Source organism: Nocardioides dubius (genome assembly GCF_039528155.1).
GTDB lineage: Bacteria > Actinomycetota > Actinomycetes > Propionibacteriales > Nocardioidaceae > Nocardioides > Nocardioides dubius.
This window is the reverse complement of sequence record NZ_BAAALG010000019.1, coordinates 18558-31971: the sequence shown is the minus strand read 5'-3', so window position 1 is coordinate 31971 and position 13414 is coordinate 18558. Positions and strand designations below refer to the sequence as shown.

Annotated in this window: 14 protein-coding genes; 10 read left to right on the top strand and 4 right to left on the bottom strand. The window is 70.4% G+C overall.

All coding sequences use genetic code 11. The features are described 5' to 3' along the window. Positions 1–10: 10 nt before the first annotated feature. Complete coding sequence (locus ABD151_RS21520; RefSeq protein WP_343996931.1) at positions 11–868, bottom strand: TylF/MycF family methyltransferase; 858 nt, start codon at positions 866–868, stop codon at positions 11–13. A 106-nt stretch (positions 869–974) separates the two neighbouring features. Between ABD151_RS21520 and ABD151_RS21515 the strand changes: the two genes are divergently transcribed. Next, positions 975–2174 carry a glycosyltransferase family protein gene (locus ABD151_RS21515; RefSeq protein ID WP_343996930.1) on the top strand — a complete coding sequence of 400 codons (1200 nt, stop codon included), beginning with the start codon at positions 975–977 and terminating at the stop codon, positions 2172–2174. A gap of 24 nt (positions 2175–2198) precedes the next feature. Here ABD151_RS21515 and ABD151_RS21510 read toward each other — a convergent pair whose 3' ends face one another. Next, the gene (locus tag ABD151_RS21510) at positions 2199–3248 is read right to left on the bottom strand and encodes a glycosyltransferase (RefSeq protein WP_343996929.1); all 1050 of its coding nucleotides are present in this window, start codon (positions 3246–3248) and stop codon (positions 2199–2201) included. Positions 3249–3352: 104 nt separating this feature from the next. Between ABD151_RS21510 and ABD151_RS21505 the strand changes: the two genes are divergently transcribed. After that, positions 3353–4159 carry a class I SAM-dependent methyltransferase gene (locus tag ABD151_RS21505; protein WP_343996928.1) on the top strand — a complete coding sequence of 269 codons (807 nt, stop codon included), beginning with the start codon at positions 3353–3355 and terminating at the stop codon, positions 4157–4159. 69 nt (positions 4160–4228) lie between these two features. Here the strand turns inward: ABD151_RS21505 and ABD151_RS21500 are convergent, their stop codons facing one another. Further along, positions 4229–5215: a GDP-mannose 4,6-dehydratase gene (locus ABD151_RS21500; RefSeq protein ID WP_343996927.1), complete on the bottom strand. Its 987-nt coding sequence runs from the start codon at positions 5213–5215 to the stop codon at positions 4229–4231. Then, the gene (gene gmd, locus ABD151_RS21495; protein ID WP_343996926.1) at positions 5212–6186 is read right to left on the bottom strand and encodes a GDP-mannose 4,6-dehydratase; all 975 of its coding nucleotides are present in this window, start codon (positions 6184–6186) and stop codon (positions 5212–5214) included. The genes ABD151_RS21500 and gmd overlap by 4 nt, the downstream gene beginning before the upstream one ends. 171 nt (positions 6187–6357) lie before the next feature. Here gmd and ABD151_RS21490 point away from each other — a divergent pair, with 171 nt between their 5' ends. The 8 genes from ABD151_RS21490 (at position 6358) to ABD151_RS21455 (ending at position 13382) form a co-directional block, all read left to right on the top strand. Next, positions 6358–7332 carry an NAD-dependent epimerase/dehydratase family protein gene (locus ABD151_RS21490; protein WP_343996925.1) on the top strand — a complete coding sequence of 325 codons (975 nt, stop codon included), beginning with the start codon at positions 6358–6360 and terminating at the stop codon, positions 7330–7332. A 5-nt stretch (positions 7333–7337) separates the two neighbouring features. Further along, positions 7338–8615 (top strand): glycosyltransferase family 4 protein, encoded by a 1278-nt coding sequence (locus tag ABD151_RS21485; protein WP_343996924.1) that lies wholly within the window; start codon positions 7338–7340, stop codon positions 8613–8615. Further along, entirely contained in the window at positions 8612–9325 is a 714-nt protein-coding gene (locus ABD151_RS21480; RefSeq protein WP_343996923.1) for an acyltransferase, read from the top strand. Before ABD151_RS21485 ends, ABD151_RS21480 begins: the two co-directional genes overlap by 4 nt. Positions 9326–9371: 46 nt before the next feature. Continuing rightward, positions 9372–10223 carry an SAM-dependent methyltransferase gene (locus tag ABD151_RS21475; protein WP_343996922.1) on the top strand — a complete coding sequence of 284 codons (852 nt, stop codon included), beginning with the start codon at positions 9372–9374 and terminating at the stop codon, positions 10221–10223. Positions 10224–10272: 49 nt separating this feature from the next. Continuing rightward, positions 10273–10524: a phosphopantetheine-binding protein gene (locus ABD151_RS21470; RefSeq protein WP_343996921.1), complete on the top strand. Its 252-nt coding sequence runs from the start codon at positions 10273–10275 to the stop codon at positions 10522–10524. After that, positions 10521–11888 (top strand): class I adenylate-forming enzyme family protein, encoded by a 1368-nt coding sequence (locus ABD151_RS21465; RefSeq protein ID WP_343996920.1) that lies wholly within the window; start codon positions 10521–10523, stop codon positions 11886–11888. The genes ABD151_RS21470 and ABD151_RS21465 overlap by 4 nt, the downstream gene beginning before the upstream one ends. Further along, the gene (locus tag ABD151_RS21460) at positions 11885–12625 is read left to right on the top strand and encodes an SDR family NAD(P)-dependent oxidoreductase (protein ID WP_343996919.1); all 741 of its coding nucleotides are present in this window, start codon (positions 11885–11887) and stop codon (positions 12623–12625) included. Before ABD151_RS21465 ends, ABD151_RS21460 begins: the two co-directional genes overlap by 4 nt. A 304-nt stretch (positions 12626–12929) precedes the next feature. After that, positions 12930–13382: a DUF4395 domain-containing protein gene (locus ABD151_RS21455; RefSeq protein WP_343996918.1), complete on the top strand. Its 453-nt coding sequence runs from the start codon at positions 12930–12932 to the stop codon at positions 13380–13382. Positions 13383–13414 lie beyond the last annotated feature (32 nt).

Below are 13414 nucleotides of genomic sequence, written 5' to 3'. Positions count from 1 at the left end.
ATCCGCTGGGTTAGGACTTTCGCCAGTAGGCGCCGAAGTCGTCGATCGGGATGATCTCGTCGGTGATGCCGTGCTGGGCGCGGTAGTCGTGGATCGCCTGGCCGGCCTGGGAGGCGTGGCTGCCGAAGTCGTCGATGATCAGGAAGCCACCGGAGGACAGCTTCGGGTAGAGCACCTCGATCGCCTGGATCGTCGACTCGTACATGTCGCCGTCGAGGCGGGCCACGGCGAGCTTGTCCAAGGGCGCCACCGGAAGGGTGTCCTTGAACCAGCCGACCAGGAACTCGACCTGGTCGTCGAGCAGGCCGTAGCGCTCGAAGTTGTGGCGCACCTGCTGCACGCCGACGGCGAGGCCGTCCCACAGGTGGTGGGTGTCGCCGGCGTCGGCGGCGTAGACGGCGGCGTTCGGCTTGGGCAGGCCCTCGAAGGAGTCGGCGACCCAGACCTTGCGGTCGGTGACGCCGTGCGCCTTGAGGATCGAGCGCATGAAGATGCACGCGCCGCCACGCCAGACGCCGGTCTCGATCAGGTCGCCCGGGACGTCGTCGGCGATCACGGTCTCCACGCAATGCTGGATGTTGTCCATCCGGCGCAGACCGATCATCGACTCGGCACGCGAGGGCCAGTCCAGGCCGTTCTCACGGCGCTGAGCGTCGTAGGGGCGTTTGTAGGCGATCTCCAGGTTGAACCGGGATGCCAGGCTGCCGGCGGTGTGTCCCGCCCGCTTCAGGACGGAGCCGGTTCCTCGGCTACGCGCCCCACCCAGCACCGTGTCGTTGTCTTCAGCCAGGGCGCCCGTGAGACTGCGCTTGATCAGGTCCAAGTACAGGTCTCGCGCCGCGGTCATCGCCGCTTCATTGGTTGGCACGGCGCCGAGGCTAGCAGCGAAGAAACCAGCGTGGGGAGGGTTTTGCTGGGTACTCTTCGCACGCATTGCATCGGATGACGCACCTGCCCCTGCGTAAGGATCGAAGATGACGGACATCGCCTACTGCACGATTCTTTCCACCAACTATCTGCCGAAGGCCTTGGCACTCGCCGAGAGCCTGCGGCGGCACGAAGGCGACTTCTCGCTGACCATCCTGGTCACCGACGCCCACTCCTCCGCGCAGCTGCCCCAGGTCCCGCCACTGGACGGCGTCCGGGTGGTCGGCACCGACGTGCTCGGCCTCCCCGAGCGTGACCTGCTCAAGCTGGCGACCATCTACGACCTCGTCGAGTTCGCGACCGCCGTCAAGCCGTTGCTGCTCAAGGGGTTGCTGGAGGAGAGCCCCGCTGCGGCCTACCTGGACCCGGACACCTATCTGACCGCGCCGATGGTGGAGCTGCCGATCGACCTGGCCGCCACCGAGGGCGGCATCCTGCTGACGCCGCACTTCCTGGAGCCGGTCACCGACCCCGAGGCGATGCTGCAGGAGGGCCATCTGCTCAACGTCGGGGTCTTCAACCTCGGCTTCTGTGCCGTCGACCGGCGCGCCATCGGATTCCTGGACTGGTGGTGGGGCCACCTGGAGCGCGAGTGCCTCTGGGACCCGCTGTCGGGTCTCTTCGTCGACCAGAAGTGGGTCGACATCGGCGCCGTCCTCTTCCACGCCGGAGCCTGGCAGCACGCCGGCTACAACGTGAGCGTCGCGAACCTGCACGAGCGACCGATCGCGCTCGACGAGGACGGGCTCTACGTCTCCAGCACCAAGGACCGGCTCCGGCTCTTCCACTTCCACGCCTTCGACACCGCGCACCCCGAGGAGCTCTCGACCCGGCTGATCGGCTCGACCTCGCACCTGCGGGAGCAGTCGCGGACGCTGGACGGACTCTGCCGTGAGTACGCCGAGATCGTGATGCGCTACGAGGCAGAGCTGGCCAAGGCCCCGCGCTACGCCTATGCCGCGGACACGGCGGGCAAGCCGCTGAGCCGGCAGCTGCGCCGCGCCTACCGGCTGAGCATGGACGAGGACGCGACGCTGCCGGTGCCGTTCCTGCCCGAGGAGGCCGAGGCCTGGGCGTCCTGGCGCCGGGGCGCGTGGCGCACGGAGGCCAAAGAGCTGGCCGGCGACGCGGTCAAGAGCGTCCGCCTGGTGCTGCCCGAGGAGTACGGCCGGCTCAAGAAGCGGCTGCCCGGCGTCTCCTCGAAGCTCAAGGCGAAGCTGGTCCGCAACCAGGGCATCTGGCACTGAGCCTCGTGGCCCGGCCCGTCCTGCTCAGCGCAGGGCGGCCCGGGTCTGCTCCGCGGTGCGCTGCCAGGTGAAGGTCGCGGCATGGGCCCGGGCAGCGGCCAGATGATCGTCGTCGAAGGCGCAGCCCGCGACGACGGCGTCGAGCAGCGCCTCGGCGGTCCAGACGGCGGCGACCGACGCCCAGCCCCCGGCGACCTCCTGGGTGGCGGGCTCCGGGCCGATCACCACGGGTGATCCGATCAGCATCCCTTCCAGGACAGGAAGTCCGAACCCCTCGAACGACGACGGGAAGACCACTGCCGCCGACTCGGCCAGCACCGCGCCGAAGGCGGCGTCGTCGAGGTAGGGCGCCATCGTCACCCGATCCGCGATGCCCAGGCGCTGCGCCTCCTCGGTGAGGGCTTGGCGCTCGCTGCCGGTGCCGACGAGGATCAGCTCCGGCAGGGCGATGCCGCGCCGCTGGGCGAGGGACCACGCCTGGAGGACCAGGCGCGGATTCTTGTTGGTGTGGTGGGCGAAGGCCACCGCCGGACCGGTGCGCTCGCCGGCGGCGGCCCCGACATGGTCGGCGCCGTGATGGACCACGGTGCTCGGCGTCGCCCGTAGGCCCGGATGCAGCCGGTGCAGATCGTCCAGGCTGCGCTGGGAGACCGAGACGATGTGGTCGGCCAGGGCGTAGGCCCGCCGGTAGGCGAGGGCGCGGACCAGACGACGGCCGCGGGAGAACTGCTCGGGGCGGATCTCATGGCGCAGGTCGTGCACCACCACCGTCAACGGCACACCGGGGTGGCGCAGGCTGGTGTTGGGCAAGGTGGCCAGCACCGCGTCGGCGTCCGACTCGGCGACCAGACGGCGGATCGCCGCGGTGTGCGCCAGCGGCCGGGCGACGATGTCGGGGCCCGGGATCGCCAGCTCGCGCCGGCGGTGGCCCGCTATGTGCAGGTCGCTGCCCTGAGGCACCAGGACGGTCAGATCGTCGTCGGGGAAGGCGCTCTCCCATGCTGCGAGCAGGTGCTCGACATAGGTCCGGATGCCGCCGAACTCCGCGGCCAGGGCTTCGACGAGCACCTTCATGGCGGGGAGTGTAGCGATGCGCGCCGGTGCCGGGTGCGGAGAATTCGGAACTGTTGTGGCGTTTATCGAGCAGGGTCGGGCGCGGTGGTGCCACACTGTCGCGCGTGAGTGACGAGCGGCAGGTGCTGAAGGCGCAGGACGACGCGCACGGGGTTGGTCACGACTACGTGAAGGGCTCGCCGCACCTGCGGCATGCGGCGTTGCGTGGCGACATCGAAGGGCGCCTGCAGCGTCTCGTCCGGGCGGCGATCGCGCGCACCGGTGCCTGCCGGGTGCTGGAGATCGGCGCTGGTCACGGCACCTTCACCCAGACCCTGGTGGACGCCGGCGCACGGGTCACGGTGACCGAGGCCAGCCAGGCGAGCGCCGAGCATCTGCGGCAGGCGTTCGCCGGCGACGAGCGGGTCGAGGTGCTCTACGACGAGGTCGGTGACGGCGTCCTGTCGGGCACCGGGAGCTGGGATCTGGTGGTGATGATCAGCGTGATCCACCACATCCCCGACTACCTGGACTTCCTGCGTCGCCTGCAGCCGCGGATCAGCGAGGGCGGCGCCTTCTTCTCCGTCCAGGACCCGCTCTTCTACCCGCGTCGGAGCAAGGTCTCGCACCTGGCCAGCCGGGGCAGCTACTTCGCCTGGCGCCTGGTGCAGGGGGACTATCGCCGAGGGATCGCGACGCGCGTGCGTCGTCTGCGCGGGGTCTACGACGAGACGGCGGAGTCGGATCTGGTCGAGTACCACGTGGTCCGCGAGGGCTGCGACGAAGAAGCCATCCGTACCCTGCTCGCCGAGCACTTCGACGTCGAGATCTTCACCTACTGGTCGAGCCAGGGCGCGTTCTTCCAGCGGCTCTTCGCCGGCACCGGCCTGCGTTCTGACTTCGGCGTCGAGGCGGTCGGCAACCGCGGCTGATCCCGAACTAGCGCAGGTTCGGGGGTGAACTAGCGCAGGTTCGGGGGTGAACAAGCGCAAGTTCGGGCGCTACAAGCGCAAGTTCGGGAGGTAGGCGGGGGACTCTGCGAGCCCTGTCTCCAGGCGCGCTACGTCGGCCTTGACCATCTCGGCGATCACCTGTGACAACGGGGTTGTGGCGCGCCACCCGAGGACCTGTTCGGCGCGAGCGAGGTCGCTGGGCGAGGCGGCCAGGACCGAGGTGTCACTGGGCCGGACCAGGGAGGCGTCGTGGGCCAGGTAGCCCTCCGGCTCGCCGAGGCCGGCGGCCTCGAACGCCAACGCCAGCACGTCGCGCAGGGTGTGCAGCACGCCGCTCGCCAGCACCAGGTCCACCGGCTCGGCGGCGGCGAGCATCAATGCCATCGCCTGCACGTGGTCGGCGGCGGCGGCCCAGTCGCGGGTCACCTCCAGGTTGCCCAGCGTGAGGCTGTGGGCTGCGCCGGTGGCGATCTCGGCCGCGCCCCGGGTGATCTTGCGGACCACGAACCCGGCCCGGCGCAGGGGACTCTCATGCGGATGCAGGACGCCGACGCAGGCGAACAGGCCGTGCTCCTCGCGGGCCGCACCGACTGCGGCAGTGGCGGCGATCTTGGCCTGGGCGTACGGGCTGTCGGTGGCGTGCCCGTGCTCCTCGGCGGAGGCGGCCTGGAAGTAGCGCGGCTCGATGCCGCTGCGCGCCCGGTAGTCGAGCAGCGCGTCCAGCTGGGCCAGCACCGCGTCGCGGTTCAGTGCCCGGGTGCCCTCGGGGTCCGCCCAGCTCGAGCCGACCGAGGTGTGCGCGGCGAGGTTGTAGATCCGCTCGGGACGCACCGCATCGAGCAGTGCTGCGAAGCCGGCCGGGTCGGTGAGCTCGTGCTCGCGTACCTGGACGCCGTCGAGGTAGGGCGCCATCGCGGCCCGCTGGGGGCTGCCGCGGCGGACCGTGCCGACCACGCGCTCCCCGCGGGCGAGCAGGTGGCGCGCCAGCAGGATGCCGTCCTGGCCGGTGACGCCGGTGATCAGGTGCGTGGTCACCGGCCGAGCAGACGACCGAGTTGCTCGAGGTCGGCGTCGACCATGATCCGGGCCAGCTCCGGGGCGTGCACCTTCGCCTCCCAGCCGAGCACGTCGCGGGCCCGCGAGGCGTCGCCGATCAGGGCGTCCACCTCGGTCGGCCGCTCGTACTGCTGGTCGTAGGTGACGTGCTCCTTCCAGTCCAGGCCGGCGTGCGCGAACGCCGCCGCGCAGAACTCGCGCACGGTGGCGCCGGTGCCGGTGGCCAGCACGTAGTCCTGCGGCTCGTCGTGCTGGAGCATCCGCCACATCCCCTCCACGTACTCGGGCGCATAGCCCCAGTCGCGGACGGCGTCGAGGTTGCCGAGCACCAGCTTGTCGGTGACGCCGTGCTTGATCGCGGCCACGCCGAGGGTGATCTTGCGGGTCACGAAGCTCTCGCCGCGGCGCGGCGACTCGTGGTTGAAGAGGATCCCGGAGACCGCGTACAGGCCGTAGGCCTCGCGGTAGTTCACCGTCACCCAGTGCGAGTAGAGCTTGGCGGCGCCGTAGGGCGAGCGCGGGTAGAACGCGGTGCTCTCGCTCTGCGGCGGAGGCGTGGCGCCGAACATCTCCGAGGTCGAGGCCTGGTAGAAGCGGCAGTCCAGGTCGGCCGCGCGGATCGCCTCCAGCAGCCGCAGGGTGCCGACGGCGTCGGTCGAGGCGGTGTACTCGGGCATCTCGAAGGAGACCTTGACGTGGCTCTGCGCACCGAGGTTGTAGACCTCGTGCGGCTCGATCGCACGGACCAGGTTGACCAGGCTGACGCCGTCGGTGAGGTCGCCGTAGTGCAGGTGCAGGTTCGGGTCCTGGTGCAGGTGGTCGATCCGGCTCCGGTTGAGGGTCGAGGACCGCCGGACTAGACCATGTACCTCGTAGCCCTTGCCCAGCAGGAGTTCGGTCAAATACGAGCCGTCTTGACCGGTGATCCCGGTGATGAACGCGCGCTTCACGTGCTCTGCTCCTCGCTCCCAGCAGCCGGTTGCCGCCCCTTCAAGCCTGGTGAGCATAGCCGGTCGTGATCTCCGGCACGCCTGGGTCGTGACTCTGTGCGCGATCGGTCGTTTGTCCTCCCGTGAGGCGCCGTCTGCACCGGTGCTCCGTTCCCGATCTGGAGGTATGCCGTGGGTGTCGACGTTCTGGTCGCTGGTGGTGGCGGCTTCATCGGCGGGCATCTGGTCGCCGACCTGCTGCGCCAGGGCAAGAGTGTGCGCGCGGTCGACGTCAAGCCGACGTCGCAGTGGTACCAGGTGCACCCCGAGGCGCAGAACGTGGTCGCGGACCTGTCCCTGCTGGAGAACGCGGTCGCGCAGACCGATGGTGCTCGCGAGGTCTACATGCTCGCCGCCGACATGGGCGGGATGGGCTTCATCGAGAACAACAAGGCGCTCTGCATGCTGACGGTGCTGACCAGCACCCACATGCTGCAGGCCGCGCGCCAGGCCGAGGTCGAGCGCTACTTCTACTCTTCGAGCGCCTGCGTCTACGCCGCCGACAAGCAGACCGACACCGACATCACCGCGCTGCGTGAGGCGGATGCCTACCCGGCCATGCCGGAGGACGGCTACGGCTGGGAGAAGCTCTTCACCGAGCGGATGTGCCGCCACTTCGAGGAGGACTTCGGGCTGACCACCCGGATCGCCCGCTACCACAACGTCTACGGCCCCAACGGGACCTGGACCGGCGGCCGGGAGAAGGCGCCGGCAGCGGTCTGCCGCAAGGTGGCCACCGCGGTGCTGACCGGCGACCACAAGGTCGACATCTGGGGCGACGGCGAGCAGACCCGCAGCTTCATGTACATCGACGACTGCGTCCAAGGCAGCCAGATGATCCTGCGCGGCGACTCCAACGCCCCGGTCAACCTGGGCAGCGACGAGCTGGTCAGCATCAACCAGCTCTACTCGATCGTCGAGGAGATCGCCGGGATCTCCTGTGAGCGCGAATACCTGCTGGATGCGCCGCAGGGCGTGCGCGGCCGCAACTCCGACAACACCCAGATCCTCGACACCTACGGCTGGGCCCCCTCGATCTCGTTGGCCGACGGCCTCGCGAAGACCTATGCCTGGGTCTACGACGAGGTCAAGCGGTCGATCGGCTGAGCACCATGAAGATCCTGGTCCACGACTACTCCGGACACCCCTTCCAGGTCGAGCTCAGCCGCGAGCTCTCCCAGCGTGGGCACGACGTCACGCACTCGTGGTGCGAGGCGCACGTGTCCGGCAAGGGTCATCTGCAGGCGAAGCCCGGTGAGGCGCTGCGCTTCTCGCCGGTCGGCGTGGGCGAGGTCATCGACAAGCTCTCCTTCGGCTCCCGGCTGGTCCAGGAGCTGCGCTACGGCGTCCAGCTGGCCCGGCAGACCCGGCGCCTGCGGCCCGACGTCGTGCTGGTCGGCAACGTGCCGATCCCGATGCTGGTCGTCTTCGCGACCTTCCTGATGGTGGCGCGGGTGCCGTGGGTGCACTGGCAGCAGGACGTCCAGTCCGTGGCGGTCCGCTCCTTCGCCGGCCGGCAGCTGTCGCGGGCGTTCGTCCTGGTGGCGGCGGTGATCGCGGCCGGCGAGCGCTGGTGCACGCGACGGGCCCGGCACACCGTGGTGATCGCGGACTCCTTCCTCGACGTGCACCGTCGCTGGGGGACCGAGGAGAAGGCGACGGTGATCCCGAACTGGGCACCGCTCGACGAGCTGGTGCCGACCGAGCGCGACAACCGGTGGGCACAGGAACAGGGCACCGCGGGGGTGCAGACCCTGCTCTACTCCGGCACGCTCGGTCTCAAGCACAACCCGGCGCTGCTGGTCGCGCTGGCGTCCCGGGTGATCGCCGCGGGCACTCCGGTCCAGCTCTGTGTGGTGACCGAGGGACCGGCCGGCGAGGTGCTGCGCAGCGAGGCGGATCGGCTCGGCGTTCCGCTTCGCCTGCTGGAGTTCCAGCCCTACGAGCGGCTCAGCGAGGTGCTCGGCGCGGGTGACGTGCTGCTGGTCCTGCTGGAGAAGGACGCGGGTGCCTTCTCGGTCCCGTCCAAGACCCTCTCCTATCTCTGCGCCGGGCGCCCGGTGCTCGGGATGATGCCGGGCGAGAACCTCGCCGCACACCTGATCGACCAGGCCTCCGGCTGCGTCGTCGCGCCGGAGGAGTCCGCGCTCGACGAGGCTGCCGAGTGGGTCGCCTCCGTGCTGGCGGACGCCGACCACGCGGCCAAGATCGGTGCGCTGTCGCGGCAGCTGGCCGAGCGCGAGTTCGCCCTGGCCGGCTGTGCCGACCAGTTCGAGCGGATCCTGACCCGGGTCACCGGGCGTCTCGGCGACCTGGTCGTGCGGCCGCGCACCTCCGGCGACGCCGTCCGCGGCGGCGTGGTGCGACAGCCCGACGAGGTGACCGTGTGAAGTCGGCCCTGCAGATCCTGCTGGTGCTGCTGCCCCAGTCGCTCAAGCGGCTGGTCGCCCATCGCCTGCTGGGCTGGGAGATCCATCCCACCGCACATCTGGGCAGGAGCCTGATCCGGGTCGGCCGGCTGACCATGGGGCCGAGCGCGAGCATCGGTCCGTGGAACGTGATCAAGGACCTCGACGAGGTGCATCTGGCGGAGGGCGCCGCGATCGCGACCCGCAACTCGATCACCGGCATCGCGGGCACCTCGGGGATCTTCACCCACTCGCCGAACCGGCGTCCGGCGTTGGTGATGGGGCGATTCTCGATGATCACCAACGCCCACGACATCGACTGCTCCGACCTGGTCGAGTTCGCCGACTACGCGGTGCTGGCGGGGTTCCGCTCGCAGATCCTCACCCACAGCCTGAACCTGGTGCAGGACCGGTTCGTCACCGGCCCGGTCCGCCTCGGCGAGCACTGCGCGGTGATGTCGGGGTGCACCATCCTCTCCGGCATGCAGGTGCCGGACCGCTCGATCATCTCGGCCGGCTCGGTGATCACCACCAAGCTGACCGCCGAGCACACCTTCTACCGGGGCAACCCGGCCGAGGCGGTGCGGGACCTTCCGCCCACCTTGAAGTACTTCCATCGGGAGGGCCTGCAACACCAGGTCGCCGCCGAGATCGAGTCGTGGCGCGCGGCTCAGAGCCAGCGGACCGGGTGAGCATGGTGGGCACACGCGAGCACGAGACGAGCCGAGAGGTCGAGCGATGACCAGTTCCGTTCAGGGGGTCCAGCCGGTGAACAACACCGAGCCAGCGCAGCACTACGACCGCATCCACGAGGCGTGGGAGCTGTTGATGGGAGCGGAGTTCCACTACGGCTTCTTTGCCGACGCCTCGACGCCGCTCGCCGCCGCCACCGCTGCGCTGACCGAGGAGATGATCCGGCGGGCCGGCTTCCAGGCGGGGGAGCGGGTGCTCGACGTCGGCTGCGGCACCGGACGCCAGGCCTGCGACCTCGCCGAGCGGTTCGAGGTCGAGCTGGTCGGGATCACCACCAGCGAGACGGGGGTCGCCGCGGGCCGGGAGCTGGCCGCGCGCCGGCACCGCTTCGACGTCGACTTCGAGCAGCGCGACGGCACCGACAACGGCTTCCCGGACGCCTCCTTCGACGTGGTCTGGGTGTTGGAGTCCTCGCACCTGATGCGCGACCGGCGCGCCTTGCTGAGCGAGTGCGCACGGGTGCTGCGTCCCGGTGGCCGCCTGGTGCTCTGCGACATCATCCGGCGTCGCGAGATCCCGTTCCTGGAGGTACGCGAGCGGCGTCGCGAGTTCGGCGTGCTGCGGGCAGCCTTCGGCGATGCGCACATGGAGCCGCTCACCGACTATGCCGCCTCCCTCACCGATCTGGGGATGACGGTCACCGACGCCACCGACATCAGCGCCGAGACGCTCGGCACCTTCGCCGCCTGGCGGGAGAACGCCCGCATCCACCGCGACGAGGTGATCGCGCTGATCGGCGTCGACAGCCTGGAGGAGTTCGTGGAGGCCACCGAGATCCTCGAACGCTTCTGGAACGACCGGACCCTGGGCTACGGCATCATCGCCGCCACCCGCTGAACCTGCACCGCCCCTGCACCGCAAGCCTGCACACGAAAGTAGGAACGACGTGACCACGACGCCCGAGAGCATCCTCGCCCTGATCGGTGAGTTCCTCACCCGCGCCAGCAAGTCCCGCGACGACCTCTCCGCCCAGACCAGCCTGTGGGCCGATGGCCTGGAGCTGGACTCGCTGGAGGCGGCCGAGCTCTCCGCGATGCTGGAGGACGCCTACGGCACCGACCCGTTCTCGGTCGGCGCGACCATGCCGGAGACGGTGGCGGACGTGCTCGCGTTCTACGAGGGCGCCCGCACCGCATGATCGACCTGCTCGCACGCACGGCCGCCGTCGCCCCGGACCGGGTGGCCGTGGTCACCGACCTGGGCGAGGCGACGTACGGCGAGCTCGCCGCCGAGGCCAGGTCGGTCGCCGCGGCACTGATCGAGCGTGGGCTGAGCCGGGTGGCGATCGTCGAGCCCGATGCCCGCCTGGTGATCGCCCTGCTCGCCGGCGCCGCGAGCGCCGGGGTCGAGGCGTGCCAGTACCTGCCGGATCTCGACCCTGACGAGTTCGCCGTGCAGGCGCAGGCGAACGGGCATGATCAGGTGATCACCCGGCGCAGTGATCTGGTCGGCGAGCTGATCGATCCCGAGGCGCTGACCAGCGGGGTGCCGACGGACCACGGCCACCCCGGCGCCGCCGTCCAGCAGCTGCTGATCCTGACCACCGGCAGCACCGGTCAGCCCAAGGCTGCCCGCCACGACTGGCGGGTGCTCGCCGGGCGACTCGAGGAGGTGGCCCCGACGCCGGAGTGGCGTTGGCTGCTCGCCTACGGCCTGCACCAGTTCGCCGGGCTCCAGGTGGTGCTGCACGTGCTGGCCTCCGGGTCCACACTGGTCGCTCCGTTCCCGCGCCAGCCGCGCGATGGCCTGCGGGCGATCACCGAGCTGGGCGTCGACGCGGTCAGCGCGACGCCGACCTACTGGCGCTTCCTGTTGGCCGAGGCCCGGGGCCGTGGCGCCACGATGCCTCCGCTGCGCCAGATCACCCTGGGCGGCGAGGCGGCCTCCGAGGCGCTGCTGCTGGCTCTGCGCGACTGGTTCCCCGCCGCCAGGATCACCCACGTCTACGCCTCCACCGAGGTGGGCTCCGTGCTGGCCGTCAACGACGGCCGGCCGGGCTTCGACGCAGCGCTGCTGCGCAGCCCGCAGCGGCCCGAGGGCCGGTTGGAGATCCGGGACGGCGAGCTGTGGGTCCGTGGCAGTGCCGGCATGGTGGAGTACGCCGGACAGGCGACCCTGGCGCCCTTCTCCGCGGACGCCGACGGCTGGCGTCCGACCGGCGACCTCGTCGAGGTCGTCGGCGAGCGGGTGCACTTCCGGGGGCGTGACTCCGAGGTGATCAACGTGGGCGGTGTGAAGGTGCACCCGCTGCCCGTGGAGGAGCGGATCGCCGCCGTGGCCGGCGTGGCGATGGTGCGCGTCTACGGCCGGGCCAACAAGCTGACCGGCGCCATCGTGGCGGCCGAGATCGTCGCCGAGCAGGGCGTCGTCCCCGACGAGCTGCGTGCCGCGGTGCGTGATGCGGTGGCGGACCTGCCGCGTGCCTGGCAGCCGCGGAGCCTGCAGTTCGTCGAGCAGATCAAGACAGTCGGATCGAAGACCATCAGAAGGGTGGAGGCGTGAGCGCAGGAACCGAGGCGCGGGTGGCTCTGATCACCGGAGGCAGCAAGGGACTGGGCGCGGGCCTGGTCGATGCCTTCCTGGCGGCGGGCTACGTGGTCGAGACGTGCTCGCGCTCGCGCACCGAGCGGGTGGCCGAGTGGGAGCGGGAGTTCGGCGACAGGTTCGCGTTCACCGCAGCCGACGTCTCGGTCTCGGCCGAGGCGGACGCCTTCGTCAAGCAGGCCGCCGCCCGCCGCGGACGGATCGACGTGCTGGTCAACAACGCCGGGGTCGCGCCCGAGGGCGTGATCGGCCTCTTCGGCGACGACGCGATCGATCGGGTGGTCGACCTCAACCTCAAGGGCAGCGTCTATGTGGCTCGCGCGGCCAGCCGGGTGATGCTCGCCCGCCGCTCCGGCGCGATCGTCAACATCTCCTCGGTGGTCGGGCTCTCCGGCTACCGCGGCCTCTCGGTGTACGGCGCGACCAAGGGCGCTCTCGACTCCTTCACGCGCGCGCTCGCGCGCGAGCTGGGCTCGCGGGGGATCATGGTGAACAGCGTGGCGCCCGGCTACCTGCGCACCGAGATGAGTCACGGGCTCGACGACGGCCAGCTGGGTCAGATCACCCGGCGCACCCCGGTCGGCCGCCTGGGGGAGCCGGAGGATGTTGCGCGAGCGGTGCTCTTTCTTTCCGACCCCGCCAACACCTACATCACGGGGCAGGTGCTCATCGTCGACGGCGGCTTGACCTGCTGATCTCAGGATGCGAACTCGCTGCCCAACATGTGAGATCCGAGTTCGTGTTCGCTGGGGGCGCCCTCTAGAGTTTCTGCCATGTTCTCGACCATGTTGACCAAGCGCCGCGCAGTGGACCACTGCCGCGTGCGCTCGGCGCTGTGTCGAATGTCCTGATCGGACACCCCTCATTTGGTCGGTGCCCGCGTGGCTGCCCTGTCGGTGGCTCATGTCGGCCTGACCATCTCCGCCCATCGGTCCCGGGTGTCCGCATGCCTCGCCCCGCGAGGAGCTGAGCACCACCCAGGACATCGAAGGAGCAGAGATGAGTGAGCAGCAGGGCATCGACCCTCGCGGCCCGCGGTTCGCGGCAGGCGTGACCTCCGTGGTCCTCGCCGTGGTGCTGCTGACCGCTCCGCACCCGGCCGGCGTCGCCTTGCTGGCGGTCCAGGCGCTCCTCTTCGCGAGCGGCGCGCTGCTCGGACTGGGGCGCACCCCGCTCGGCTGGCTCTACCGCCGTGTGGTCCGCCCACGGCTGGCTCCGCCCGTGGAGCTCGAGGACCCGGCCCCGCCGCGGTTCGCGCAGAGCGTGGGTCTGGCCTTCGCCGTCGTCGCCCTGGTCGGCTACCTGGCCGGCCTGGAGACGCTCGGCGCCATCGCTGTCGGCTTCGCGCTGGCGGCAGCACTGCTCAACGCGGTCATCGGCTTCTGCCTGGGCTGCGAGATGTACCTGCTGGGCAAGCGCTTCGCCGCGCGGGCTCCGGCCCCGGCCCGCTGAATCGCCGGACAACCACCACCAAGCTTTTCCAA

What these genes read in the sequence shown, in the direction of transcription:
- ABD151_RS21515 (WP_343996930.1), top strand. Translation starts at nt 975, where the DNA reads ATGACGGACATCGCCTACTGCACGATTCTTTCCACCAACTATCTGCCG.
- ABD151_RS21510 (WP_343996929.1), bottom strand. Translation starts at nt 3,248, where the DNA reads ATGAAGGTGCTCGTCGAAGCCCTGGCCGCGGAGTTCGGCGGCATCCGG.
- ABD151_RS21485 (WP_343996924.1), top strand. Translation starts at nt 7,338, where the DNA reads ATGAAGATCCTGGTCCACGACTACTCCGGACACCCCTTCCAGGTCGAG.
- ABD151_RS21475 (WP_343996922.1), top strand. Translation starts at nt 9,372, where the DNA reads ATGACCAGTTCCGTTCAGGGGGTCCAGCCGGTGAACAACACCGAGCCA.
- ABD151_RS21465 (WP_343996920.1), top strand. Translation starts at nt 10,521, where the DNA reads ATGATCGACCTGCTCGCACGCACGGCCGCCGTCGCCCCGGACCGGGTG.
- ABD151_RS21455 (WP_343996918.1), top strand. Translation starts at nt 12,930, where the DNA reads ATGAGTGAGCAGCAGGGCATCGACCCTCGCGGCCCGCGGTTCGCGGCA.